Consider the following 25,281-nt stretch of genomic DNA (forward strand, 5'->3'; position numbering starts at 1 on the left):
TCATGCTCCTGACTCCCAATGCCATGAGCCGGCGCATGCGGTTCGGCCTGTATTTCACCACCGGCCTGATCGCGCTGTTCCTGCTGCTGCCGATCGTGTTCATCGTACTGCTGTCGTTCGGTTCGTCCCAATGGCTGGTCTTCCCGCCACCGGGCTGGACGCTCAAATGGTACGGCCAGTTCTTTTCCAACCCCGACTGGATGAACGCGGCACTGACCAGCCTCAAGGTCGCGGTGCTGACCACCGTCTGCGCCGTGGCGCTGGGCCTGCCAACGGCGTTTGCCCTGGTACGTGGACGCTTCCCGGGCCGGGAAATGCTCTACGGCCTGTTCACCCTGCCGATGATCGTGCCATTGGTGATCATCGCCGTGGCGGTGTATGCGCTGTTCCTCAAGCTGGGCTACACCGGGACGATGTTCGCGTTCGTGGTCAGCCACGTCATCGTCGCACTGCCGTTCACCATCATCTCGATCATCAACTCGCTCAAGCTGTTCGACCAGTCCATCGAGGACGCAGCGGTCATCTGCGGCGCCTCACGCCTGCAAGCGGTGTTCAAGGTGACCTTCCCGGCCATTCGCCCAGGCATGGTCGCCGGCGCCCTGTTCGCGTTCCTGGTGTCGTGGGATGAGGTGGTGCTGAGCGTGATGATGGCCAGCCCGACCCTGCAAACCTTGCCCGTCAAGATGTGGACCACCCTGCGCCAGGACCTGACGCCTGTGATCGCCGTCGCTTCGACGCTGCTGATCGGCCTCTCGGTCCTGGTGATGGTGATCGCCGCCGCCCTGCGCCGGCGCAATGAAATCAGCGCCTGAGCGCCTAGGAGAACACGATGAGTGCCGTCAAAGACCCCGCACAACAGAACAACAAGACCCTGGTCAGCCTGCGCAACCTGAACAAGCACTACGGCGACTTTGCCGCCGTGGACGATATTTCCCTGGAGATCCAGGACGGCGAATTCCTGACCTTCCTCGGCTCCAGCGGCTCGGGCAAGAGCACCACGCTGTCGATGCTGGCCGGCTTTGAAACCCCCAGCAGCGGCGAGATCCTGGTAGGCGGAAAATCCCTGGTCAACGTACCGCCGCACAAACGCGACATCGGCATGGTGTTCCAGCGTTACTCGTTGTTCCCCCATCTGTCGGTGCGCGACAACATTGCCTTTCCGCTGGCGATTCGCAAACTGGCCGGCGCCGAGCGCGAACGTCGGGTCGACGCCATGCTCAAACTGGTACAACTGGGAGAGTTCGCCCATCGCCGCCCTTCGCAACTGTCGGGCGGCCAGCAGCAGCGCGTGGCGATTGCCCGGGCACTGGTCTACGAACCACGCATCCTGCTGATGGACGAACCCCTCGGCGCGCTGGACAAAAAGCTCCGGGAAGACTTGCAGGATGAACTGCGCCAATTGCATCGACGCCTGGGCATCACCATCGTCTACGTCACCCATGACCAGGAAGAAGCCATGCGTCTGTCCCAGCGCATCGCGATTTTCAGCCACGGCAAGATCGTCGGCCTGGGCAGCGGCTATGACCTCTACCAGAACCCGCCGAACGCCTTCGTGGCCTCGTTCCTGGGCAACTCCAACTTCCTCAAGCTCAAGGCCCAGGGCAACGCAGTGGCGACCTTCGAAGGCCAGTCGCTGTCGATCCGCCTGACCGCCGGCCTGCAAACGGACCAGGACGTGCTGCTGATGGTGCGCCCGGAAAAAGCCCTCGCCTTGAGCGTCGAACAGGCCGCCCAGGAACCCTTGGCAGCCGGTTGGAATGAGGTTTCGGCCAAGGTCGTCGAAGTGCTGTTCCTGGGTGAAAGCCAGACCTGCAGCGTGGTGACGTCTGGCGGCACGGCCATGACGGTCAAGGCGCTGTCCGCCGCCGGCATGCCACTCAAGGCCGGCGACCCGGTGCGTGTGCGCTGGGCCACCGCCGATGCTTGCGTCTACACCCAATGGGCCGAGAGCGACCTGAACAAGGCCGCAGGTGCCCACTGATGAACACTGCGCGCCCACAACCGATAAAGCCCGAGGATCGTCCAATGATCGATGCCAGCGTCTACAAACAAGTCATGGGCTCGTTCCCGTCCGGCGTGACCGTGATCACCACCCTCGATGACGACGGCCAGATCGTCGGCCTCACCGCCAGCGCGTTCAGCTCATTGTCGATGGAGCCAGCGCTGGTGCTGTTCTGCCCCAACTACAGCTCCGACTCCTATCCGGTACTGATCAAGAACAAGCGCTTCGCCATCCACCTGCTCTCCGGAGGCCAGCAGAATGAAGCCTATGCCTTCGCCCGCAAAGGCAAGGACAAGGCCCAGGGCATCGAATGGACCTTGAGCGAACTGGGTAATCCGCTGCTGAGCAATGCCACCGCCATCATCGAATGCGAACTGTGGCGCGAATACGAAGGCGGCGACCACGCCATCATGGTCGGCGCCGTAAAGAACCTGATCGTCCCGCAGCACACACCGGGGCCGCTGGTTTATTGCCACGGCAAGATGGGCGCCCTGCCTGTCCTCGCCTGAACCGATCGTCAACTACAAGAGATAGCGCCATGAAATTTTCCCTGTTCGTACACATGGAGCGCTGGGACGAAAGCATCAGCCATCGCCAGTTGTTCGAAGACCTGAGCGAGCTGACCCTGTTGGCCGAGGCCGGCGGTTTCAGCACCGTGTGGATCGGCGAACACCACGCCATGGAATACACCATTTCGCCAAGCCCGATGCCGCTGCTGGCGTACCTGGCCGGCAAGACCACCACCATCCACCTGGGCGCTGGCACCATCATCGCGCCGTTCTGGCACCCGCTGCGGGTGGCCGGCGAATGCGCACTGCTGGACGTGATCAGCAATGGCCGCATGGAAGTCGGCCTGGCCCGGGGCGCCTATCAGGTGGAGTTCGACCGCATGGCCGGCGGCATGCCGGCTTCCTCCGGAGGCCAGGCCCTGCGGGAGATGGTCCCGGTGGTGCGCGCCCTGTGGCAAGGCGATTACGCCCATGACGGCGAGATCTGGAAATTCCCAACCTCCACCAGCGTACCCAAGCCAATCCGCAAACCTCATCCGCCGATGTGGATCGCCGCCCGCGACCCGGACTCCCACAACTTCGCCGTCGCCAACGGCTGCAACGTGATGGTCACGCCGTTGATGAAGGGCGATGAGGAAGTCCTGGACCTGAAGAACAAGTTCCAGGCCGCCCTGGACAACAACCCCGACGTGCCGCGCCCGCAATTGATGGTGCTGCGCCACACCCACGTGCATGCGGTGGATGATCCCGAAGGCTGGAAGGTCGGCGCCCAGGCGATCTCGAAGTTCTATCGCACCTTCGATGCCTGGTTCGGCAACAAACAAGTGCCGGTCAACGGTTTTCTCGCGCCAAGCCCGGAAGAAAAATTCGCCGAGCGCCCGGAGTTCCAACTGGAGAACATCCGCAAGAACACCATGATCGGCACCCCGCAGGAAATCATCGAGCGGATCAAGTATTACCAGGAACTGGGGGTGGATGAGTTCAGCTTCTGGTGCGACAACAGCCTGCCCCATGCCGAGAAGAAAAAATCCCTGGAGCTGTTTATCCAGCAGGTGGTGCCAGCGTTTCGGTGATCAGTGACATCGCTATCGCGAGCAGGCTCGCTCCCACATAGGTTCCACGGCGTACGCAATATTTGTGTGCACCGACGGCCCTGTGGGAGCGAGCTTGCTCGCGATGGCCATCCAATTGAAACATATGTGTCAAATGTGACAATTCCCCCCACTACCCCGCCGCCGCCCCGCAAACTGCTATCAACGGCTCGCAAAGCCACATAATTTACCGCGCAATTTGTTTAAGGATGATGCGCGTGGGAGTTTATCGGTTGCTGCTGGCCATGCTGGTAGCGGTTTCTCATATGGGCATGACGTTCATGGGTTTTAACCCCGGCGTCGTTGCCGTGGTGTCCTTTCTGATCATCAGCGGCTTCGTGATGACCTCGCTGATCGAAAGGACCTACAACACCCCGGGCCAGATCGGCCTGTTCTACATGGATCGATTGCTCAGGCTGTACCCACAGTTTCTGGTGTACTTCGTCCTGTCCTGCGCGGTGATACATTTCCTTCTGCCGGGAACGCCCCAGGCAGCCGCCCTGACCCTCGAAAACATCGCCACCAGCCTGCCGATCGTGCCGTTGGGTTTCTACATGTTTGGCATCACCGTGCCCGAGATCCTGCCACCCGCTTGGTCCCTCGGCCTGGAAATGTGCTTTTACCTGCTGATCCCGTTCCTGATTCTCTACAAGACGCGGGGTATAGCCTTTGCGCTGTCCGTGACGGTGTTCATGGTCGCCTCGCTGGGCTACCTCGACACCGACATCTACGGCTACCGCCTGCTGCCGGGCGTGCTGTTCATTTTCCTTTGCGGCAGCTACCTGTATCGGGCCCAGGCCAAGGGGCTGTGGATCGCGTTCGTTACCGGATTCGTCGCAGCATTGATGTTTCTCGCCATTGTTGTGGGGATCATTCCGCGTCGGCCGTTCAACGCCGAGGTGACCCTGGGCATTGCTCTGGGCCTGCCAGCGGTTTTTCTGCTCAGCAGGTTGAAGCATCACCGGCTCGATGAGTTCCTGGGAAATATCAGCTACGGCGTGTTCCTCAACCATTTTGTGGTGATGTACGTGTTGCGGGCATTCTGGCCGGTGGAGTACAGCATCCTGATCATCACGGCGGTGCTGGTGCTGTCGTTCGCGATGAGTGGTGTTTCGTACTATGCGGTCGAGCGACCGGCGCTGAAGCTTCGTCATGCGCTCAGGGCGGGCGTTAAATACGGTACCACGCAGGCTCCCGTTGGCAGCACGGCGGCTTAGCCTCTGACTGCCATACAAAAATGCCCGGAACGCAGGTCCCGGGCATTTTGTGTTTCAGCGCAGCCGAATCAGAACGTCACGCTGGCGCTCAGCTTGGCAGTACGCGGCTCACCGACATTGACTTGCAGTTGGCTGCCGGTGGACGACGGGTAATACTGCTTGTCGAACAGGTTGTCGACGTTCAGTTGCAGCGACGTCTTGTGCCCCAGTACCGGCGACTCCCAGCGCAGGAAGGCGTCGGCGACGGTGTAGCTGCTCAGCCAGAAATCGTTGGCCGCGTTAGCCGCACGCTCGCCGACGTAACGCGCACCGGCACCGGCGTGCCAGGCACCGAATTCGGCCGGGACGTTCAAGTGGTGCGACAAGTACAGGCTGGCGGTGTGCTTGGGCGCATCGGACAGGCGGTGACCTTCGTTTTTCGGGTCATCGAGGATTTCAGTGTGGGTATAAGCATAAGTCCCGATCAAATCCCAACGTTCCGCCAGACGACCGGTGATGTCGAGTTCGAGGCCTTGGGAGCCGACCTTGCCCGCGGCTTCTGCCAGCGTTACGCCGTTGACCGTAGAGGACGTCACGACGTTTTTCTTCTCGATATCGAACAGCGCAAGGTTGATGTTCAGGCCCGGCAGCGGATCGTACTTGGCGCCAATTTCGTAGCTACGACCCTCCTCCGGCTTGAAGGTACTGAGGTTGTCGTCCACGGTGTCGTTAGGCTTGAACGAACGACTGTAGTTGCCATACAGCGACAGCTCCCCGGTGGCTTTATAGACCAGGCCCAGGAACGGGACGAAGGCATCGCCGTTGTCGTCGCGGACCGGCACCCTGGTGACCAACCCTTGCTTGGCGAACTGATCGTAATGCTGGTAGCGACCACCGAAGACCAGGATCCAACGATCATTCAGGTGCCAGTTGTCCTTAAGGTAGACCGAGCTGGAAGTCAGCTGATTGCTCAGATTGCTTTGGGTCGGGCTGATGACGCTGGGCTCTCCCAGGCCGCCGTACACCGGCGCAGAGATATCGAAGCCCCCCCGCACTGCCCCACGGTAGGTCTTGCCACGGTATTGGTCCGACACCTGATTATCAGCACCGATCAACACGTCATGGCGCTGGCCGAACAGCTCCTGTTTACCGATGAAGTCCCAGCTGGCGTAACGGGTTTCGTCATCGTAATGAGCGCCGTTGGCGGCTCGCTGAAAAACGCCGGTTTTCGACAGACTTGGCTGCGCAATCGAAAGGCTATACCGATCATTGTTCCAGCCATAGGTCACGCGAGTTTTCCAATCCTCGCTCAACTCATACTCAAACCGCGCCGTCGCCGTTTCGCGAATCCCCACGCTCTTGGCCCACGGCTCATCCAGACGCTTGTCGTAATCGATATCGGCCGGATGCCCATTGGTGAACACCGTCCCACGATCAAACGGATTGGAATATTCGTTGTACTCATAGCTGAGATTCAACGAAGCCCGCTCCCCCGTCCAAGCCAGGGACGGCGCCACCAGGGTGCTCTCGTTGACCCCGTAGTTGCGCCAGTAGTCCTCGTGGCCGCGCTCGGCGATCAGGCGATAAGCCAGGCCGGTGTCGCCCAGCGGCCCAGTGGTGTCCAGGGCCATGGTGCCGCCGCCTTCGCTATAGGCCGAGCCGCTCAACGTGGTGCTTTGGGTGTACTCCGGTTTCTTGCTGATGACGTTGACCAGGCCGCCTGGCTCAAGCGCGCCATACAGCATCGAGGCCGGGCCCTTGAGCACTTCGACCCGTTCGGTGGTAGCGCTGAAGTTGTGCCCCAGGTTCGAGCGCACGCCGTCGCGCAGGATCGAGCCATCGTCGTTGGTGCCAAACCCGCGCTTGACCAGCGAGTCTCGCGAACCGCCCAAGGTGTTGCCCTGGCTGACGCCGCTGACGAACTTCATCGCGTCGCTCAGCGAGCGCACCTGATAGTCGGCCAGGGTCTGCTGGGTCACCACGTTGATCGATTGCGCTTCTTCCTTGATCGGTACATCGCTCTTGCTCGCCGTGCTGGCTTGCGACGTCGTATAGCCCTCTTCCTGAGTGACGCGACTGCCCTGGATGGCCGTGGCCGGCAGTTCGAGAGCGTCCTGCGCCCACAACGGGCTGGCAATGAAGCAGCAGGACAGCGTTGGCAACACACACTTGATAAAGACGTTGCGATTAGCGAGGGGGGTGGAACGTTTCAAGACGCGCACTCATAGAAGGGACGTTAATGAGAGCAAATATACTTTGAGAATCATTCCCAGTAAATCTTTTGTATCAAATGCTGATCGTCCCCAAACCCCCGTGGGAGCGAGCTTGCTCGCGATAGCGGCGGTACATCCAACATCAATGCAACAGACCCACCGCCATCGCGAGCAAGCTCGCGCCCACGGATTTCGCGAACGGTGATATCAAATCGCCCCACCGCCCTAAAGCTTTGGCGTGCGCGGTCGAATGTATTCCATTGAGAGATTTTTTTGCCCAGGAGCAGCGGCATGCAGACGTTAAAGGCCTTGTACGAGTCTATCGAGATGCAGTTTTTCGATACCCTCACCAAAAAACTGTCGAGCCTTTTCCTGTTGGTGCTGGTCAGTGGCTTGCTGTACTGGGTGGCCCTCAGCGCTCGCGCCGAGATCGTGCTGCAGTTGCGCGACGCACAGTTGGACGGCGCCTTGCTGGGGCAGATCGAAGGCCGGCTCGACAGCCTCACCCATGCCCTGCTCTTCGGTGCGTTCCTGACGCTGGGCATGATCAGCTTCATGGTCTGGTATTTCCGCCATCTCATCGTGCGCCCCGTCACCGCCATGACCAAGGCCCTGGAAGAGATCGCCAACGGCGAAGGTGACCTGTCCAAGGACCTGCCGCTGGTGACTCACGACGAGATCCGCGTGCTGGCCGGCACTTGCAACCGTTTCCTGGCCAAGCAGCGGGAGATCATCAGCAACGTCCAGGCACTGACCGTGCACATCGCCGTCGAATCGGCCCGCTCGTTGAAGAACATCAGCGATTCCAGCGACAGTGCCACCCACCAGGCCCGCTTCGCCAAGGAGGTGATGGACCAGAGCAACACCGCCGTGGGCCGCATCGAAGAAGTCTCGCGCCAGACCCAGGGCATCTCCAGCACCACCGCCCAGAACCTGAGCATGGCCCGCGACTCCTACGCCGAGCTGCTGGAAGTGACCGGCAACATCAGCGAAATCTCCAACAGCCTCGGTGAATTTGCCACGCTGGTGAGCGCCTTGAACCAGCGTTCCTCAAGCATCAAGTCGATTGTCGGGTTGATCCAACAGATTTCTGCCCAGACCAACCTGCTGGCCCTCAATGCCGCCATCGAAGCCGCCCGGGCCGGCGAAAGCGGCCGTGGCTTCGCGGTGGTCGCCGATGAAGTGCGGACCCTGGCACAAAACGTCAGCCGGGCCACCGATGACATCTCACGCAACATCGACGCCATGCTCGATGAAGTCAGCTCCACCCACGAACAGACCACCCAGATCAGCCACAGCGCCCGGGAAACCCAGAAAGTGGTGGAACGCGCCTCCGGTCATTTTGAAAGCATGATCGGTGATTTCGAATCCACCAACGGCAAGCTGGCGGACATCGCGACCCATATCCAGCAGTTCGCCGACAGCAACACGGGGATCAACGACCGGGTCACCCAGATTCACGCCGACAGTCAGTTGATCGACCAGCGCATGCAGCATTCGGCGACGGCCACCCGCGACCTGTCCGGCGTGGCCGAAAAGGTCCAGGCGCTGTTGGGTCGCTTCGTGCTCGGCCACGGCAAGCTGGATGCCGCCATCACCCGGGCCAGTCAGTGCCGCGACACGCTCCAGGTTCGCCTGGAGGCGCTGCAAAGTGAAGGCCTGAATCTGTTCGATCAGAATTACCAACCGATTCCCGGCACCGACCCCAAGCAGTACATGGCCAGCTACACCGAACGCTTTGCCCAGGTTTGCCAGGAAGAATGCGACAAACTCACCCGCAGCACGCCGGGTGGCAAGGTTTCGTTCATTGTCGACAGCAAGGGCTACTGCCCGGTGAACAACAGCTGGGTCTCCAAGCCGCCAACCGGCGACCGGGTGGTGGATTTGCCGGTGTGCCGCAACAAGCGAATCTTCAACGACCCGATCGGCCTGCGCGCGGCGGGCAACGTCCAGCGTTTCCTGCTGCAGACCTACCTGCGCGATACCGGGGAAATCATGACCGAGATCGACGTACCGTTCTTCTTCGGCGGCCGTCATTGGGGCAACTTGCGGGTGGGCTTCGATGCGGCGGTGTTGTTGGCGGAGTGATGAAGCGCTCGCACGACTCCTGAGATCCTCCCAAAGGGGATCTGTGGTGTATGCACATCTTGAGACCACCCCAAAAACAACTGTGGGAGCGAGCCTGCTCGCGAAGGCGGTGGGTCAGTCAACATCAATGCTGCTGATCCACCGCCTTCGCGAGCAAGCCCGCTCCCACATGGGGTTCGAGGCTACCTCAACTCAACAGCACTTGGGCCCACCCTTGCCACCGTAACGGGCCTCCTGGCGTTCGCGAAAGAACGCCTCGTAGTCCATCAACGGTTTGTCCGGGTGCTTGGTTTGCATGTGCTCGACGTAGTTGTCGTAGTCGGGCATTCCGACCATCAGGCGGGCGGCCTGACCGAGGTATTTACCCAGGCGACTCAAGTCATTGAACATCGTTGCAATCCCCTATCAAGCGTCCGGCAAGGCCTGGAATGGCGCTTCCTTGTCCGTGCGTTCCTTGGTGCCCCAGGCGGCGATACCGACCTTGAGCGCGTAGAACAGGATGCTGAAGACCACGAACAGGAACAAGGCCGTCAGCGTCGCGTTGGTGTAGGCGTTGAACACCACGTGCTGCATCTGCTCGATGCTCTTGGCCGGGGCCAGGACCTGGCCGGCGGCCAGGGCATCGTTGTATTTGCGCGCCAGGGCCAAAAAGCCGATCGCCGGGTTGGCGTCGAACAGCTTGATCAGGCCCGCGGTGGTGGTGCAGATCAGCAGCCAGACCGCCGGCAGCATGGTCACCCAGACGTAGCGCTGGCGCTTCATCTTGATCAGGACCACGGTGGCGAGCATCAGGGCGATACCGGCCAGCATCTGATTGGAGATGCCGAACAGCGGCCACAAGGTGTTGATGCCGCCCAGCGGATCGATCACGCCCTGGTACAGCAGGTAACCCCACATCGCTACGCAACCGGCGGTGGCGATCAGGTTGGCCGGCCAGGATTCGGTGCGCTTGAGCGAAGGCACGAACGAACCCAGCAAGTCCTGCAGCATGAACCGCCCGGCACGGGTGCCGGCGTCCACCGCGGTGAGGATGAACAGCGCTTCGAACAGGATCGCGAAGTGGTACCAGAACGCCATGGTGTTCTCACCCGGCAGCACCGAGTGCAGGATCTGCGCGATCCCGACCGCCAGGGTCGGCGCACCGCCGGCACGGGCCAGCACAGTGGTCTCGCCGATGTCCTTGGCCACCGCTTGCAGCGCCTCGGGGGTGATTGCAAAACCCCAGCTGCTGACGGTCTGGGCCACGGCCACCACGTCACCGCCGACGATCGCCGCCGGGCTGTTCATGGCGAAGTACACGCCCGGCTCGATGACCGAAGCCGCGACCATGGCCATGATCGCCACGAAGGACTCCATCAGCATGCCGCCGTAACCGATGTAGCGGGCGTTGGTTTCGTTATCCAAGAGCTTGGGCGTGGTGCCCGAGGAGATCAGCGCGTGGAAGCCCGAGACCGCGCCGCAGGCGATGGTGATGAACAGGAACGGGAACAGGCCGCCCTTCCATACCGGCCCGGTACCATCGGTGAACTGGGTCAGCGCCGGCATTTTCAGCTCGGGCATGGTGACCAGGATGCCGATCGCCAGGGCAACGATGGTGCCGATCTTGAGGAAGGTCGACAGGTAGTCCCGCGGCGCCAGGATCAGCCACACCGGCAGCACCGCCGCGACAAAACCGTAGCCGATCAGCATCCAGGTAATCTGGATCCCGGTGAAGGAAAAGGCCTTGGCCCAGACCGGATCGGCAGCGATCTGCCCGCCCAGCCAGATCGAGCCCAGCAGCAACAGCACGCCGATGAGCGAGATTTCACCGATGCGGCCCGGGCGGATGTAGCGCATGTAGATGCCCATGAACATCGCGATCGGGATGGTCGCCATCACCGTGAAGATGCCCCACGGGCTCTCGGCCAGGGCCTTGACCACGATCAGCGCCAGCACCGCGAGGATGATGATCATGATCAGGAAGCAGCCGAACAGCGCGATGGTGCCGGGGATGCGGCCCATTTCCTCACGGACCATGTCACCCAGGGAACGCCCGTTGCGGCGGGTGGACAGGAACAGGACCATGAAGTCCTGCACCGCACCGGCCAACACCACGCCGGCGATCAGCCAGAGCGTACCGGGCAGGTAGCCCATCTGCGCCGCCAGCACCGGCCCGACCAGCGGCCCCGCACCGGCAATGGCCGCGAAGTGGTGGCCGAAAAGAATGTGTTTGTTGGTCGGGACGTAGTCCAGGCCATCGTTGTTGAGCACGGCGGGAGTAGCCCGGCGCGCATCGAGTTGCATCACGTTGTTGGCGATGAAGAGGCTGTAGTAGCGGTAGGCGACCAGATAGATGGCCACGGCTGCGACGACGATCCAGAGGGCGTTGATGGGTTCGCCGCGGCGCAAGGCCACGACACTCAACGCACAGGCTCCCAGAACAGCCACGGCAAACCAGGCGAGGTGTTTAACCAGACGGGTTGTCATTGCGTGTCTCCTGCCGATATCCAGTGGATTGCGGCGATTGTTTTTATAGTGTGCCCCGGCTATTCGGAGCCGGCCCAATATCCCTGCAATGGGTCAATAAATAAATCCGTAGTACTACGTAGAACCCCAACTTCTGTGGGAGCAAGGCTGCCCGCGATAGAGTCAATACGGTCTTTCATAAACCGCGGCGCCTGCATCGCGAGCAAGCTTTGCTGCCACATGTCTTGCGCCACAGGTTTTATGCCTCATCCATGGGTTTGGCATATGATGCCGCCATTCGCCTCCCCGCCGAGTCCGGACAGGAGTACAGATGCTGCTCAAACACAAAATCGTCGCCCTCGGGATTTTGCCGCTGGTCCTGGCCATCGCGGTCATCTGCGCCCTGGTGATCTCGCTCAATCGCCAGTTGGGCGATCAACAGGCGCAACTGATCGAAGACAGCATCCTGGCGAGCAAACGCGCGGAGCTGAAGAACTATGTCGAGATGGCGCAGAGCCTGATCGCCCCGCTGTATGACAACGGTCGGGGAGACGAGCGCGCACAGCAGCAGGTCCTGGAAGAACTGCGCAAGCTCAGCTTCGGCATCAACGGTTACTTTTTCGTGTACGACCGCCAGGGCCGCAGCCTCATGCATGCCCGCCAGTCGGAACTGGTGGGGCAATACCTCTGGGACATGAAGGACCCCCACGGCCTGCCGGTCATCCAGGCATTGCTCAAGAGTGCCGAGTCAGGCGAAGGGTTCCAGCGTTATGCCTGGAACAAACCCTCCTCCGGCCAGGTGACCGACAAGCTGGCCTATGTCGTGATGCTCGATCAATGGGGCTGGATGCTCGGCACCGGGATTTACCTGGAGGACGTCGAACGCGCCACCCAGCAAGCCCGCGACGAAGTTGCCCACGGCATCCACAGCACCATGCAAGCCATCGCCGCGATCGCCTTGGTGGCGGTCCTGCTGGTATTTGCCGGCGGCATGACCCTCAACGTCAGCGAACATCGCCTGGCCGACAAAAAGCTGCAGCGGCTGAATCAGCGCATCGTCAGCTTGCAGGAAGAGGAACGCTCGCGGGTTTCTCGCGAGCTGCACGACGGCATCAGCCAACTGCTGGTGTCGATAAAATTCCAGTTCGAACTGGCCAGCCATGTGTTGGAGAACGGCCAGGAGAATGGCCTGGGCATCCTCAAGAACGCGACCGATCGGCTAGGCGAAGCCATCGGCGAAATCCGTAGCATCTCCCATGACTTGCGCTCGTCCCTGCTCGATACCCTGGGCCTGCCCGCCGCCATTGGCCAACTCGCGACCGAGTTCCAACAGCGCAGCGGGCTTGAAGTGTCCTACCGAAGCAACGAATTCGATTGCCGCCTGGAAAATGGCGCCCCTGTCTCGCTGTTCCGCATTGCCCAGGAAGCCCTGACCAATATCGAGCGCCATGCCGGCGCGAAAAGTGTCGGCATCACCCTGTTCGGCTCCAGCCAGTCCTTGCGTCTGACGGTGGTGGATGACGGGATGGGCTTCAATGTCCCGCAAGTAGAGCGCGGCCACGCCGGCATCGGCCTGCGCAATATCCGCGAACGGGTCGAGCATTTCGGCGGACGCCTGGAAGTGACCTCGGCACCGGGACGAAGCGAACTGGATATCCTGCTGCCCATGAACCTCTCGGTAACGGAAAACTGATGCGCGCCCCTTCCAACAAGAGCACCTGCCGATGAACCTGCCTCCGGTGATTCGCGTCGCGCTGGTCGACGATCACTCCCTGGTCCGCGACGGCATCAAGGCCCTGCTGTCCGTCATGCCCCGACTGGACGTGGTGGGCGAAGCCGAGAATGGTGCGCAGGCGATCGAAATGGTCGGTCGCAGCCAACCGGACCTGCTGCTGATGGACATCAGCCTCAAGGACATGAACGGGCTCGAGTTGACCCGACTGCTGGGCAAGCAATACCCCAGCCTCAAGATCCTTATCCTCAGCATGTATGACAATTACGAGTACGTGAGCGAATCCGTGCGCTCCGGCGCCAGCGGCTACGTGCTCAAGAACGCGCCGTCGCGGGAAATCATCGCGGCCATCGAAGCCATCATCAGCGGCGGCACGTTCTACAGTGCCGAGATCGCCCAGCGGCTCGCCACCAACCCGAACACCGACAGCGAGCTGACGCCGCGCGAGAGCCAGGTGCTGGCGAAAATGGTCCAGGGCCTGAACAACAAGGAAATGGCCCGCGAGCTGGACATCAGCGTACGCACCGTCGAAACCCATCGCCTGAGCATCCGCCGGAAGCTGAACATCGACAAGCCCGCGGCCCTGGTGAAATACGCGATCGACCACGGGATCATTTCGCGCTAGAGGCCCCGCACAGCCCCTGTGGCGAGGGAGCTTGCTCCCTCGCCACAGGGTTATTCATTTCAATCGACGTGATAATAGCCAGGCAACTCAAGATCATCCAACAGACTCGGGCCGCTTGGCGTCCAGCCCAGCAAGGCGCGGGTGTATTCGCTGGACACTGCCATGTTCGCGCCCGCCATGTGGGCGAACCAGCCGAAATGCTCACGCTCCCGGGATTCCACCGGCAACCCCAGGCCACGACCGATCGCCTGGGCAATGTCCTTGAACGGCACAGCCTCGTCGGCGACGGCGTGGTAGACGGACTGCGTCACGCCCTGCTCCAGCGCCAGCCGATAGACCCGTGCGGCGTCCAGCCGATGCACGCCCGACCAGCAGTGGACGCCGTCCCCGAGATAGGCCGAAACGCCCGTCTCCCGGGCAAGGCGAACCAGGATCGGAACGAATCCGTGGTCGCCGAGGCCATGGACCGAGGGTGCCAGGCGCACGGTCGCGCAGCGCACACCACGCTCGACCAGCGTCCGGGCCGCCGTTTCGGATTTGCGCGGCGAAACCGGGCTGGGCACCTCCAGCTCGCTCGTGCCCCGAGTCAAGCCCAACAGGCCGGACGTCACCAGCAAAGGTCGCTCAGAGCCCTGCAGCGCGCTGCCCAATACTTCGATTACATGGCGGTCCAACTCAGCGTTCTCGGCAAACCGCGAGAAGTCATGATTGAACGCGGTGTGAATCACCGCATCCGCCGCCGAAGCCGCCCGGTGCAGGACGTCGAGGTCATTCAATGTCCCGCGGACCACCTTCGCGCCGGTCGCGGCCAGTGCGGCAACCTTGTCATCGGAACGGGCCAGGCCGGTGACCTGATAGCCGGCACCGATCAATTCCTGGACCACGGCAGACCCAACCCAGCCCGTGGCACCGGTAACGAATACATGCATGTTTCAAACTCCTGATTAGAACCATCGAGGAACACAGACTCACTTCTGGCGCAGCTCAAGCCAGCTGCCGGCCTTGCATCCCTGGCATCACCAATGCCAGCGCCACGACAAAGGCCAGCATCACCGTAACGGCCCCGCCCAGGTAAACCGCGCCGATCCCCCACATGCCCGCCAACGCCCCAGCCAACGGGCTGCTCAGCCCCAGGGAAATGTCCAGGAACGCGACATAGGCCCCCATGGCGAGACTGCGGTTCTGCGCTGGCGCGCGTTTCACCGCCTCCACCCCAAAGCCCGGGAAGGCCAGGGAATAGCCGAAGCCGGTGAGCGCTGCGCCCAGATAGGCCACCAGCGCAGTGTCGGCGCCCCAGATCAGCAATTGCCCGACGGCTTCGATCACCACACAGACCAGGGCGACACGCGCGCCGCCGATCTTGTCTGGAAGGTGGCCAAAGAGCAGGCGCGCACCGATGAACGCCAGCCCGAATGCGGTGAACGCCAGAGAGGCATTGCCCCAATCCCTGGCCGCAAACAACAGCGCGATAAAAGCCGTGATGACACCGAAGCCAACGCTGCAAAACGCCAACCCCATGCCCGGCACCCACACGGCACCCAGCACCTTGTAGAACGGTGCCCGCCGGGTCGCCGTAGGGGCGACAGCCCGGACACCCGCGACAATCGCCAGCGCCAGCAGCGGGATGAAAATCGTCGCGACGGCAATGCCGGTGAACCCCCAGCCGCTATTCAGCGCCACGCCGAGCGGAGCGCCCAGGGCATAGGCGCCGTACATGGCAATACCATTCCAGGCCATGACCTTGCCGGCATGCTGCGCGCCGACCAGGCCGATGCCCCAACCCAACGCGCCGGTGACGATCAGGCTTTCACCCAGGGCCAACAGGACACGACCGCCCAGCAAGAGCCAGACCGACGTGACAGGCGTAGCAACGAACGCCAAGGACAGCAGATAAACCAACCCGGAAACCGCCGCCGTCACCAGGCCGACCATGACGGCGCGCTTGCCTCCGCGCATGTCAGCGAAGTTGCCGGCCCAGGCGCGTGACAACAGCGCCGCGGCAAATTGTGCGCCGACCACCAGGCCGATGACCAGCGTACCCATGCCTAGCGTGTCATGCAGGTGCAGGGGCAAGACCGGCAATTGCATGCCCAGGGTCAGAAAACCGATGAATACCGTCAGCATGAGTGGCAACAGCTTGAGCACCGGCTTGACGTCAGCGCTTGCCTGAGGCGCCAAGAAGGCGCCCTGATGAACGTTTTTTTGAGTCATAACCCTACTCACAGAAAGGATGCGATGCGACGTTGAACGTTGTCTGTGGAGCCGACTAGAATGCGATCAATTCGTCGCATTCAAGATACGAACAATCCGTCGCATTTCCTATTCGCATTCCCTTCCAAGGCTCATGCCCGTATGTCCGAACGCTCAAGCCCGCAGATTTCCTCACGCAAACAGCCGCAACAGGCACGCTCCACCGAGCTCGTCGCCGCCGTTCTGGAGGCGGCTGTTCAGGTTCTGGCGACCCAGGGCGCGGCACGTTTCACGGTGGCCCGGGTTGCCGAGCGAGCTGGCGTGAGCGTCGGCTCGGTGTATCAGTACTTCCCGAACAAAGCGGCGATCCTGTTCCGCCTGCAAAGTGATGAATGGCGACAAACCAGCGATATGCTGCGCGAGATCCTTGAAGACAGCCGCCAGCCGCCCTTCGAGCGGCTGCGCAGCCTCGTGCGGGCGTTCATCCAGTCCGAATGCGACGAGGCCCAGATACGCGTCGCGCTCAACGACGCCGCGCCGCTCTACCGCGACGCCCCCGAACACCAGGCCGCGCGGATGTCGGTACAACAATCGGTGGACGCCTTCATGCTGCAAGCACTGCCTGCCGTCCCGGCACAGGCCCGCGCCCTGGCAGGTGACCTGGTGATCACGACGCTCAGTACCGTGGGCAAGCGATTTTCATCCGCGCCCCGCTCTCCTGTGGAAGTTGCCGTCTATAGCGATGCCATGGCCGATATGTTCTGCGCCTACCTGGAAAGCCTGCAGCGACAGCCCCCCGAGACTACGCTCAGCTGACTGTTCACGATCAACACCGCAGTGACAGCGAGCAGGCGCTTTCACTACACTCCCCGGTCTTGTTCCCTTCCGTTGCGAGACGTCCAATCACTATGAAAAACATAACAAGTTCGATGACGCTCTGTGGCCTGTTGGCGCTCTCCGGCAGCGCCCTGGCCGAGCCGGCACCTTCGCTGCTGGACCAGGTCCTGCAACGCGGCGAACTGAAGGTGTGCACCACCGGCGACTACAAGCCCTATACCTTTAAAACCGAAGCGGGCGAATACGAAGGCATCGACATCGATATGGCGCGCTCGCTGGCCGCCAGCCTGGGCGTCAAGGTGCAATGGGTGCAGACCACCTGGAAAACCCTGATGCCGGATATGGTTGCCGGTCAATGCGACATCGGCATGGGTGGGATTTCGGTGACGCTGGAACGCCAGAAGAAAGCCTATTTCAGTGACACCCTGGACGTGGATGGCAAGATCCCGCTGGTGCGTTGCGAAGACAAGGAGCGCTACCAGACCCTCGAACAGATGAACCAGCCTTCGGTACGCCTTGTGGAGCCGGCCGGCGGCACCAACGAAGCCTTCGTCCGGGCGTTCCTGCCCAACGGCCAGCTCAGTTTCCATGACAACGTGACCATCTTCCAGCAACTGCTGGACAAGAAAGCCGACGTGATGATTACCGACGCGTCAGAAGCGCTCTACCAGCAAAAACTCAAGCCCGGCCTGTGCGCGGTCAACCCGACCCGCTACCTGCAATATGGCGAGAAGGCCTACCTGCTGCCTCGGGATGACGCCACCTGGAAGATGTACGTCGATCAGTGGCTGCACCTGAGCAAGGCCAATGGCAGCTACCAGAAAGTGATTGGGCAGTGGTTGGCCGTCCCGGCCGCCCAATAACCGTTCTCTGACAAAACAAAAAAACATGTGGGAGCGAGCTTGCTCGCGATGGCGCCACGTCTGCCGCATTGATGTTGGCTGACGCACCGCTATCGCGAGCAAGCTCGCTCCCACACAGGGTTGGGCCTGTTCAGGACTGACCGCTTTACGTCACTGCGCCGCCCGCACCTTGGCGATCTCCTCGTACATCATCTTCACCAGCTCGCCATCCAGGGATTTGGCGAACTTGTCGATCACCGGTTGCACGCGTTCACGAAAGCGATCTTTCTCGGCTGGGGTGATCTCATTCACGGTCATCGCGCCGGCCAACGTCACCTTGGCCTTGTCCATGCCCGCCGCCGTGACTTCACGCTGGAATGTTTGCGCTTCGGCCGCGGCCGCGCGAATCATTGCCTTTTCGTCGTCGTTAAGGCGGTTCCAGGTTTTCTGGCTGATGATCAACGACTGCGGGTTGAAGATGTGGCCCGTGACGGAGAGATACTTCTGCACCTCGTAGAACTTGTTGCCCTCGATCACGGTGAACGGGTTTTCCTGACCGTCGATGGTGTGTTGCTCAAGACCCGTGTAGACCTCGGGGAACGCCATCGGCACCGGGTTGGCGCCCAGGGCGGAGAAGGTCTCCAGGTAGATCGGCGACTGGATGACGCGAATCTTCAAGCCCTGCATGTCCTCAAGCTTGGTCACCGGGTGCTTGCTGTTGGTCAGGTTACGGAAACCCAGGTCCCAATAACCCAGCCCTACCAGCCCCTTGCTATCCAGTTGCGCCGCCAGTTTCTGCCCGACCGGCCCATCGATCACCGCATGGGCTTCCTCGACGTTGTTGAACAGGAACGGGAAATCGAGCATGGCATAATCCGGTGCCTGGGCGGCCAGGATGCCGGAGTTGAGCACGGTGATGTCCAGCGTGCCGCCCTGCAACGCCGACACCGTTTGCACGTCGCCGCCTAGCGTACCGCCGGGGAACAGGCGGACCTTGATCTTGCCACCGCTCTTTTCGCTGAGCAGGTCGGCGAACTTCTGCGCGCCCTGCCCTTGTGGATGCTCCTTGACGTTCTGGAACGCGAATCGCAGGGTACGTTCGCGGATTTCATCGGCGTGGCTGACCACGCTACCCAGCAGCAGTCCCGTTGCGCACGCCCCGGCCAACAGGGTTTTCATCAGTTGTCCCATGTCACTCTCCGATCATTATTGTTTTTAAGTCGAGCTACTACGGCTTGCACCGGCATTAACCGGTGAAGAATTTCAGGGGTCCCAGGACCAGTTGCGGGAACAGGACCAGCAGGAACAGCACCGCCAGTTGCGCTAGAAGGAACGGCCACACGCCACGAACGATTTCTTCGATATTGAGCTTGGAAACCCCGCTCACCACGTTGAGCACAGTGCCCACGGGCGGGGTAATCAGGCCGATGGCGGTGTTGATCAGGAACAACACGCCGAAGTAAACCGGGTCGATGCCCGCCTGGGTGATCGCCGGCATCAGCACCGGTGTGAGGATGAGGATGCTCGGCGTCATGTCCATGACCGTACCGACCAGGATGATCATCAGCATGATCACTACCAACAGCAGGGTCGGGCTATCCATGAACGGCTCGAGCACCGCCGCCAATTGGCCTGGCAAGTCGGCAATGGTCACCAGCCAGGAAGAAACCATGGCGGCGGCGACCAGCAGCATCACCACCGAGGTGGTCTTGGCCGAGGACAGGATCACCTCGTACAACTGGCTGACTTTCATTTCCCGGTAGATCACCAGGGACACGAATAGCGAATAGACCGCCGCCACCACTGCCGCTTCCGTAGGGGTGAAAATGCCGAACTTGAGGCCGAAAATAATGATGATCGGCAAGCCCATGGCCCAGCTGCCCTCAACCAATGCCCGCAGGACCTCGGCACGGGATTGCTTGGGTGGCGTCTCGACATTCTCGCTGCGGGAAACGAACCACCAGGCAATGGCGAGCGCCGCTCCGAGCATGATCCCCGGCACGATGCCGGCCAGGAACAACTTGGAAATCGACACCCCGGACGCCACGCCAAAGACAATGAAGCCAATGCTCGGCGGAATGATCGGCGCGATAATTCCACCGGCGGCAATCAAACCCGCCGAGCGTGCCCGGTTATGCCCGGCCAGCACCATCATCGGTACCAACAAGGCCGCCAGTGCCGCCGCATCGGCCACGGCCGAACCGGAGAGCGACGCCAGCAGGCAGGACGCGATGATCGCCACGTAACCGAGACCGCCGCGCTTGTGCCCCACCAGCGCCATGGCAATGTTGACGATGCGTTTGGACAAGCCACCGACATTCATGATCTCGCCGGCCAGCATGAAGAACGGCACGGCCATCAGTGGGAAGCTGTCCGCCCCGTTGAGCAGGTTCTGGGCAATGATTTGCGCGTCGAACAGATCCAGGTAGAACATCAACGCCACACTGACCACCAGCAAGGCAAACGCGATGGGCATGCCCAGTGCCATGCTGCCCATCAGGGAACCGAGGAAAATAACCAGCGTCATGGGCGGGTACTCTTGATGTGGTCAGGGGTGATGGAGTTAGGTGTGATCACCTCGGCGTCGTTGTCCTTGACCATCACCAACTCGTCATCCCCCAGCTTGCCGGACAGCGCCAGGTAGAGCTCGTAGAGCAGGATCGCTGCGGCACTGGCGCCAAACACCAGGCCGGCCCCATAAAACAGCGCCATGGACAATCCTGACGCCGGGGCAACTACATTCAGGTTGATCGCGGCCTGTTGCCAACTGCCACTGAAAATCAGCCAGCAGATGTACAACATCAAAAGATGACTGATCACCAGGCAGATACGCTTTCCGGCCGGCGGCAAGCGCTTGACCAGGCTGTCCATGCCCAGGTGAGCACGGTCCTTGAGCGCCACCAGGGCACCGAGAAAAATCATCCAGACGAAGAACCAGCGCGACAGCTCCTCCGACACACTGATGCCAGAGTTGAAGGCATAACGCAGCACCACATTGCCGAACACCAGCACGATCATCGCGACCATGCACAACACAATCAGTAGCTTGAGCAGCTTGAAATACAGATCGACGATTTTTGTCATCTTGAAGAACTCCGAGGCTTGTCGAGCGCCGACATCCCATTGGCGCGATAAGACCGCAAACAGCGTGGACCGCTAGCGGATCGAACCTGAGAGGCTGGAAGATGCTTCCGGATTGGAACAACGGATCAAGGGAAAGGCGTGTGGCGCTCGCAGACGAGTAGGCATGGAGTATTCCTCTATTTTTATTATGGTCTTGGCCTCGTTGGGCAAGACGGGTTGCCGATAAAATGTACCACCCGGTTAGTTTGGTCAATAACCCCGACAGGCGTACAACACAAAGCGTGCGATTATCGGTCGCCATGAGAGGACGACTTACCGCCTCTTGGATGTGAGTGGGACCGTTCTACGCAACTTACCGATTACAAGTAACGACTCCGCCTAGTGGGCCATTGCGAGTGGAACCATTCTTTTGGCTTAATAGTATAAAAGCTAAAATTAAATTGAACTTTTTTACAGATAGCCAACTTCAACTCCAACTAACCAAGTAAAAACCGTTATTTCAGACGACTTACAGGCGCCATTCCAATGACACCCCCGCACCGGCCAAGCGAGAAATTAGGCGCCAAAAAAACATCGGCACCACCGTCCCAATTCTGCACAGGCCATTAAATCGGCATCTAAATAATAAAAAATCTTTTTATATCAACAAGTAACAGAAGTTATAGCGCATCTTTAAGACACCTCTACCCGACCACTAAACAACCCTCAGAAAAATTATTAAGAAACTTCCGCATATAAATCTTTGCGCTCATGATTTTTGATGCTAATAATCTGCCGCCCCGAACTTCAAGATGCCACTGCGTCACTTCCTGTGTACGTCAAACCGCTGTCTGACAACGGGTCACTACTCAACTTAAATCGCTTGCTTTCTCGAATGCCTCATCGCGTCCGGGCGAGCTGCTGTGCGGCGCAGCAAACTGCGCGAGGAAGGGCGTCATCGCAACTAATCATCCACGAATCAAGATCCTTTCGATCTTCGGTACCCGTCCGGAAGCCATCAAGATGGCCCCCTTGGTCAAGGCCCTCGCCGCCGAACCGGGCATTGAGTCACTGATCTGTGTCACCGGCCAGCATCAGAGCATGCTCAAGCAGGTCCTGGATCTGTTCGACCTCAAGGCCGATTTCACCCTCGACGTGATGACGCCGCACCAGACGCTCAACTCCCTGACTGCCGCGTTGTACGCAGCCATCGACCCGGTGCTGGAACAGACCCGGCCGGATCGGGTGTTGGTCCACGGCGATACCACTTCGGCCATGGTCGCGTCGATGGCCGCTTTCCATCGACGCATCCCTGTCGGCCATGTGGAAGCCGGCCTGCGCACCGGCGACATCTACAGCCCTTGGCCGGAAGAAATGAACCGCCGCTGCATCGACCTCAGCGCCGACCTGCTGTTCGCACCTACCGAACAATCGCGTGACAACTTGCTGGGCGAACGTCTGCAAGGCCGTTGCCTGGTGACCGGCAACACCGTGATCGACGCGCTGCAACTGACGGCCCGACGCATCAATGACGATGCCCGGTTGCGTGACGAACTGGATCAACAGTTCCCGTACCTGCAAACCGGACGCAAGCTGCTGCTGGTGACCGGCCACCGCCGAGAAAACTTCGGCGAGGGCTTCCTGGACATCTGCAAGGCCTTGCGTCACCTGGCCCAGCGACCGGATATCCAGATCGTCTACCCGGTGCACCTCAACCCCAACGTACTAGGCCCGGTGACCGAACAGCTGGGCGATCTGCTCAATGTGCATTTGATCAAGCCGCTGGACTACCTGGCCTTCGTACGCTTGATGCAACACGCCCATGTCATCCTCACCGACTCCGGTGGCGTGCAGGAAGAAGCGCCGTCGCTGGGCAAACCGGTGCTGGTGATGCGCGATGTCACTGAACGCCCTGAAGCAGTAGCGGCGGGCACGGTGCGCCTGGTCGGCACCTCGCCGGCATCGATCATCGCTGGCGTGGACGCATTGTTCGACGATGACGCGTTGTGGCGCCGCGCCTCACAAGCCGCCAACCCCTATGGCGACGGCAATGCCAGCCAACGCATCGTCGATACCCTGATGGGGCGCCCGGTCGACGACTTCGTCGTGGCCCAACCGCCTGCACAGCAGCCAGTCGCTCCATCACTGTCCGAGCCGCGTGAGTTGCTCGCCGATTTCAACTGACCACCGTTATTCCTCTTATCAGATCGAGACTTGCCTGAATGAAGCCTTCCGTTGCCATCCCTACGGGTGCGCTCAGCGCCCTTGCCTGCGGCTTGAGCCTGCTCGCGCTCATGCCGACCTTTGCCCTGGCTGCGGACAGCCCGCTGACCCAGGCTATTCATCGACTCAACGCCGATACCCGCCAGACACGTGAAGTGCGCTTGAGCGACCTGGGTATCACTGCGCCGATCCTCTTGAGCGCCAGCGACGCCCGCCGCGAACTCTACCTGCCAGTGCCCGCCGGCGTTGCCCTCGATGACGCAACCTTGCAACTGGATGCCAGCTACCTCAATGGCGAAGGCGGTCGCAACACCCTGCTGCTGTCCCTCGATGGTTACCCGGTGCGCGCCGAAGGGCTTAGCGAGGCACAAGGCGATGCCAGCGCCACACTCGGCGTCGACAAGGCCGCGCGTGACAACGGCCTGGTGCGCCTGGGCGTTGCCTGGTCCTCGGTGGTGTCTCGACCGTTGTGCGAAGACGATCGGGTCATCGGCAACGTGCTGCGCATCCAACCCGAGACACGCCTGAACTACAGCTACGACGCCAGTCAGTTACGCGACGTTGGTACGGCTTGGGCGGCCCTGCCCGGTGAACCCGGCATCCTCGTCGCCCCCGGTTCGTTGTCCGCTGCCAGCTACGATTTGGCCTGGCGCCTGGGCGTGGCACTGGAACGCATCGGCAAACACAGCCGCATCCTGCCCTTCCCTGTCGTGCAGGACAGCGTGGACCTGAGCAGCCTGCGCATTCCTGCCGAGTTATTGAGCATTCCAGCCTTCGCCGGCCTCAACGGCAAAGGCCCGCACACCTTGGCCAACACGGCCGAGATCGGCGCACTGCTGGTGTTGGGCCAGACCTCGAACGTACAGGCAGACCTGGCGATCAACGACCCGGAACTGCTCAAGGCCATCAACCAGTCCCTGGACGCCTTGCAAAACCAGGTCCAGGGCCTCGACACAACGGCAGCCAGCGCGCTGACCCAATGGCGCGAACAGCACGTCAACGCAGCGCTGGCGAGCGCCGGCACCGACAACGTAAGCCTGGCGCTGCTCGGCACTCGCCCGGTCCTGATGATCGCCCCGCAATCCACCGGCAAAGCCTTGTCGCTGCTCGGTTCGGCGTGGAGCAAACTGGCGAAAAGTCGTCAATTGACCGTGAGCGAAGCGCAAACACCGTTGAGCGACGATGGCCGTGTAGCCCTGTCGCGACTGGGCGGCGCCCCTGGCAACTTCGACGTGGCCTCGCGATTCGACTGGAGCACTTCGTTCCCTCTGGGCAGCGTGGCTTACGACGGTCGCCTGCCGGTCACGGCCGTGGTGGACGTCTCCGCAGCCCCGGGGGCTTCCGCTACAGCACCGGTGGCCTCGCTGTTTTTCAATGATTTCCTGATCGGCGCGCAGCAACTGACTACCGATGGTGAGCCACAGCGCATCCAGGCCCACATCCCACGCTACGCCCTGGGCTCGAAGAACACCTTGCGCGTGTCGTTCCAGCGCCAGCCGGTCAGCGACCGCTGCCTGGAAACGCCGCAAGCCTTCCCGGTATCGGTCCTGCCGACCAGCCACATCGTCCTGGAAAAAACCTCGCTTGACGACGACTTCTCCGGCATGGCCGCACGCTTCGCCGTGGACACCCAGATCCTGGTTCCCCAGGCCTACCTCGACCAACCGGCCAGCAGCCTGACGCGGGTCATTTCGGTGGCCGATACCAGCGGCGTATCGCCGCTGCGCGCGCAGCTCAAGGTCAGCGCTGATCCGAAAGCCGTCGTCAGCCCGGACAAAGCCTTCCTGGCCTTCGAGTTGCCGCTCAAGGACAGCCAGGAATCGGTCCAGGTCGATGAGCAAGGTCGCCTGCGCATCAACCACAAGGACCAGGTGTTGCTGGACGTACAACCCCTCAACCAATTGGCCTCGCTGCAAGTGGTGCAGACCGCAGGCCAGCAGGGCCTGGTCTACCGGGCCCTGGGCAACCAGCCGCCAAGCCCGGCCAAGCCGATTGTGCTGACCCGTGGCGACGTGGCGATTCTGGGCAACAACGGGGCCGTGGCGATCTTCGATACCCAAGACCCAAGCGGTAGCCTGCTGATCGGCAGCGAAGAACCCAAGGGCCTGGACGCCTGGCGTAAACCTTCGCTGCTCTGGTTGATTCCAGGCGCCATTATCCTGTTCCTCCTCTTGTTGCTGGCAGGCCGTAGCGCCCGTCGCAATCGCCAGTAACGGTACCCTTCG

At 61.1% G+C, this 25,281-nt stretch carries 20 protein-coding genes; 12 read left to right on the forward strand and 8 right to left on the reverse strand.

The window, feature by feature from the left end:
• The first annotated feature begins 2 nt into the window (after positions 1-2).
• The 5 genes from AB4O09_RS16410 to AB4O09_RS16430 all read left to right on the forward strand — a co-directional run bounded on the left by AB4O09_RS16410 (position 3) and on the right by AB4O09_RS16430 (position 4,819).
• Positions 3-812: an ABC transporter permease gene (locus tag AB4O09_RS16410; RefSeq protein ID WP_003201669.1), complete on the forward strand. Its 810-nt coding sequence runs from the start codon at positions 3-5 to the stop codon at positions 810-812.
• 17 nt (positions 813-829) lie between these two features.
• Positions 830-1,981, forward strand: a complete 1,152-nt coding sequence (locus AB4O09_RS16415; RefSeq protein ID WP_027913031.1) for an ABC transporter ATP-binding protein — start codon at positions 830-832, stop codon at positions 1,979-1,981.
• A gap of 44 nt (positions 1,982-2,025) precedes the next feature.
• Positions 2,026-2,511 carry a flavin reductase family protein gene (locus tag AB4O09_RS16420; protein WP_013693314.1) on the forward strand — a complete coding sequence of 162 codons (486 nt, stop codon included), beginning with the start codon at positions 2,026-2,028 and terminating at the stop codon, positions 2,509-2,511.
• A gap of 29 nt (positions 2,512-2,540) precedes the next feature.
• A complete protein-coding gene (locus AB4O09_RS16425) occupies positions 2,541-3,584 on the forward strand; it encodes an LLM class flavin-dependent oxidoreductase (protein ID WP_028237709.1) in 1,044 nt (347 codons plus the stop codon).
• Positions 3,585-3,811: 227 nt separating this feature from the next.
• On the forward strand, positions 3,812-4,819 hold the full coding sequence (locus tag AB4O09_RS16430) for an acyltransferase family protein (protein WP_027913030.1): 1,008 nt from the start codon (positions 3,812-3,814) through the stop codon (positions 4,817-4,819).
• Between the two features lie 68 nt (positions 4,820-4,887).
• Here the strand turns inward: AB4O09_RS16430 and AB4O09_RS16435 are convergent, their stop codons facing one another.
• Entirely contained in the window at positions 4,888-7,011 is a 2,124-nt protein-coding gene (locus AB4O09_RS16435; protein WP_013693312.1) for a TonB-dependent siderophore receptor, read from the reverse strand.
• Positions 7,012-7,302: 291 nt separating this feature from the next.
• On the opposite strand from AB4O09_RS16435, the gene AB4O09_RS16440 reads away from it, so the two are divergent.
• Entirely contained in the window at positions 7,303-9,099 is a 1,797-nt protein-coding gene (locus tag AB4O09_RS16440) for a methyl-accepting chemotaxis protein (protein ID WP_460069020.1), read from the forward strand.
• Between the two features lie 192 nt (positions 9,100-9,291).
• Here AB4O09_RS16440 and AB4O09_RS16445 read toward each other — a convergent pair whose 3' ends face one another.
• Together AB4O09_RS16445 and AB4O09_RS16450 are read right to left on the reverse strand one after the other, a co-directional pair.
• A complete protein-coding gene (locus tag AB4O09_RS16445) occupies positions 9,292-9,489 on the reverse strand; it encodes a YbdD/YjiX family protein (protein WP_003201656.1) in 198 nt (65 codons plus the stop codon).
• Between the two features lie 15 nt (positions 9,490-9,504).
• Positions 9,505-11,565: a carbon starvation CstA family protein gene (locus tag AB4O09_RS16450; protein ID WP_003201654.1), complete on the reverse strand. Its 2,061-nt coding sequence runs from the start codon at positions 11,563-11,565 to the stop codon at positions 9,505-9,507.
• A 310-nt stretch (positions 11,566-11,875) separates the two neighbouring features.
• On the opposite strand from AB4O09_RS16450, the gene AB4O09_RS16455 reads away from it, so the two are divergent.
• A complete protein-coding gene (locus tag AB4O09_RS16455) occupies positions 11,876-13,237 on the forward strand; it encodes a cache domain-containing protein (protein ID WP_013693309.1) in 1,362 nt (453 codons plus the stop codon).
• A 31-nt stretch (positions 13,238-13,268) separates the two neighbouring features.
• Positions 13,269-13,901, forward strand: a complete 633-nt coding sequence (locus tag AB4O09_RS16460; RefSeq protein WP_013693308.1) for a response regulator — start codon at positions 13,269-13,271, stop codon at positions 13,899-13,901.
• Positions 13,902-13,960: 59 nt separating this feature from the next.
• Here the strand turns inward: AB4O09_RS16460 and AB4O09_RS16465 are convergent, their stop codons facing one another.
• Together AB4O09_RS16465 and AB4O09_RS16470 are read right to left on the reverse strand one after the other, a co-directional pair.
• Positions 13,961-14,830 carry an SDR family oxidoreductase gene (locus AB4O09_RS16465; RefSeq protein ID WP_043042270.1) on the reverse strand — a complete coding sequence of 290 codons (870 nt, stop codon included), beginning with the start codon at positions 14,828-14,830 and terminating at the stop codon, positions 13,961-13,963.
• 55 nt (positions 14,831-14,885) lie between these two features.
• Positions 14,886-16,112: an arabinose transporter gene (locus AB4O09_RS16470; RefSeq protein WP_460107211.1), complete on the reverse strand. Its 1,227-nt coding sequence runs from the start codon at positions 16,110-16,112 to the stop codon at positions 14,886-14,888.
• Between the two features lie 141 nt (positions 16,113-16,253).
• On the opposite strand from AB4O09_RS16470, the gene AB4O09_RS16475 reads away from it, so the two are divergent.
• Both AB4O09_RS16475 and AB4O09_RS16480 read left to right on the forward strand, forming a co-directional pair.
• Positions 16,254-16,907, forward strand: coding sequence for a TetR family transcriptional regulator (locus AB4O09_RS16475; RefSeq protein WP_003201644.1), 654 nt, complete (start codon positions 16,254-16,256; stop codon positions 16,905-16,907).
• 92 nt (positions 16,908-16,999) lie between these two features.
• Positions 17,000-17,791: a transporter substrate-binding domain-containing protein gene (locus tag AB4O09_RS16480; protein ID WP_027911694.1), complete on the forward strand. Its 792-nt coding sequence runs from the start codon at positions 17,000-17,002 to the stop codon at positions 17,789-17,791.
• Between the two features lie 150 nt (positions 17,792-17,941).
• Here AB4O09_RS16480 and AB4O09_RS16485 read toward each other — a convergent pair whose 3' ends face one another.
• Genes AB4O09_RS16485 through AB4O09_RS16495 form a run of 3 tightly spaced genes read right to left on the reverse strand, consistent with a single transcriptional unit; the run spans position 17,942 to position 20,854 of the window.
• On the reverse strand, positions 17,942-18,961 hold the full coding sequence (locus AB4O09_RS16485) for a TRAP transporter substrate-binding protein (protein WP_027911695.1): 1,020 nt from the start codon (positions 18,959-18,961) through the stop codon (positions 17,942-17,944).
• Between the two features lie 55 nt (positions 18,962-19,016).
• Positions 19,017-20,297, reverse strand: coding sequence for a TRAP transporter large permease subunit (locus tag AB4O09_RS16490; RefSeq protein ID WP_003201639.1), 1,281 nt, complete (start codon positions 20,295-20,297; stop codon positions 19,017-19,019).
• The gene (locus tag AB4O09_RS16495) at positions 20,294-20,854 is read right to left on the reverse strand and encodes a TRAP transporter small permease (RefSeq protein ID WP_003201637.1); all 561 of its coding nucleotides are present in this window, start codon (positions 20,852-20,854) and stop codon (positions 20,294-20,296) included. The genes AB4O09_RS16490 and AB4O09_RS16495 overlap by 4 nt, the downstream gene beginning before the upstream one ends.
• Before the next feature lie 936 nt (positions 20,855-21,790).
• Here AB4O09_RS16495 and wecB point away from each other — a divergent pair.
• Positions 21,791-23,017 (forward strand): non-hydrolyzing UDP-N-acetylglucosamine 2-epimerase, encoded by a 1,227-nt coding sequence (gene wecB / locus AB4O09_RS16500; RefSeq protein ID WP_080560970.1) that lies wholly within the window; start codon positions 21,791-21,793, stop codon positions 23,015-23,017.
• A gap of 38 nt (positions 23,018-23,055) precedes the next feature.
• Positions 23,056-25,269, forward strand: coding sequence for a hypothetical protein (locus AB4O09_RS16505; protein ID WP_460107214.1), 2,214 nt, complete (start codon positions 23,056-23,058; stop codon positions 25,267-25,269).
• Positions 25,270-25,281 lie beyond the last annotated feature (12 nt).

It is taken from the genome of Pseudomonas sp. H1_F01, assembly GCF_054681425.1.

Excerpts from the sequence above, each read along its gene's own strand:
- AB4O09_RS16410 (WP_003201669.1), top strand. The coding sequence starts at position 3 with ATGCTCCTGACTCCCAATGCCATGAGCCGGCGCATGCGGTTCGGCCTG.
- AB4O09_RS16415 (WP_027913031.1), top strand. The coding sequence starts at position 830 with ATGAGTGCCGTCAAAGACCCCGCACAACAGAACAACAAGACCCTGGTC.
- AB4O09_RS16420 (WP_013693314.1), top strand. The coding sequence starts at position 2,026 with ATGATCGATGCCAGCGTCTACAAACAAGTCATGGGCTCGTTCCCGTCC.
- AB4O09_RS16425 (WP_028237709.1), top strand. The coding sequence starts at position 2,541 with ATGAAATTTTCCCTGTTCGTACACATGGAGCGCTGGGACGAAAGCATC.
- AB4O09_RS16430 (WP_027913030.1), top strand. The coding sequence starts at position 3,812 with ATGATGCGCGTGGGAGTTTATCGGTTGCTGCTGGCCATGCTGGTAGCG.
- AB4O09_RS16440 (WP_460069020.1), top strand. The coding sequence starts at position 7,303 with ATGCAGACGTTAAAGGCCTTGTACGAGTCTATCGAGATGCAGTTTTTC.
- AB4O09_RS16445 (WP_003201656.1), bottom strand. The coding sequence starts at position 9,489 with ATGTTCAATGACTTGAGTCGCCTGGGTAAATACCTCGGTCAGGCCGCC.
- AB4O09_RS16450 (WP_003201654.1), bottom strand. The coding sequence starts at position 11,565 with ATGACAACCCGTCTGGTTAAACACCTCGCCTGGTTTGCCGTGGCTGTT.
- AB4O09_RS16455 (WP_013693309.1), top strand. The coding sequence starts at position 11,876 with ATGCTGCTCAAACACAAAATCGTCGCCCTCGGGATTTTGCCGCTGGTC.
- AB4O09_RS16460 (WP_013693308.1), top strand. The coding sequence starts at position 13,269 with ATGAACCTGCCTCCGGTGATTCGCGTCGCGCTGGTCGACGATCACTCC.
- AB4O09_RS16465 (WP_043042270.1), bottom strand. The coding sequence starts at position 14,830 with ATGCATGTATTCGTTACCGGTGCCACGGGCTGGGTTGGGTCTGCCGTG.
- AB4O09_RS16470 (WP_460107211.1), bottom strand. The coding sequence starts at position 16,112 with ATGACTCAAAAAAACGTTCATCAGGGCGCCTTCTTGGCGCCTCAGGCA.
- AB4O09_RS16475 (WP_003201644.1), top strand. The coding sequence starts at position 16,254 with ATGTCCGAACGCTCAAGCCCGCAGATTTCCTCACGCAAACAGCCGCAA.
- AB4O09_RS16480 (WP_027911694.1), top strand. The coding sequence starts at position 17,000 with ATGAAAAACATAACAAGTTCGATGACGCTCTGTGGCCTGTTGGCGCTC.
- AB4O09_RS16485 (WP_027911695.1), bottom strand. The coding sequence starts at position 18,961 with ATGGGACAACTGATGAAAACCCTGTTGGCCGGGGCGTGCGCAACGGGA.
- AB4O09_RS16490 (WP_003201639.1), bottom strand. The coding sequence starts at position 20,297 with ATGACGCTGGTTATTTTCCTCGGTTCCCTGATGGGCAGCATGGCACTG.
- AB4O09_RS16495 (WP_003201637.1), bottom strand. The coding sequence starts at position 20,854 with ATGACAAAAATCGTCGATCTGTATTTCAAGCTGCTCAAGCTACTGATT.
- AB4O09_RS16505 (WP_460107214.1), top strand. The coding sequence starts at position 23,056 with ATGAAGCCTTCCGTTGCCATCCCTACGGGTGCGCTCAGCGCCCTTGCC.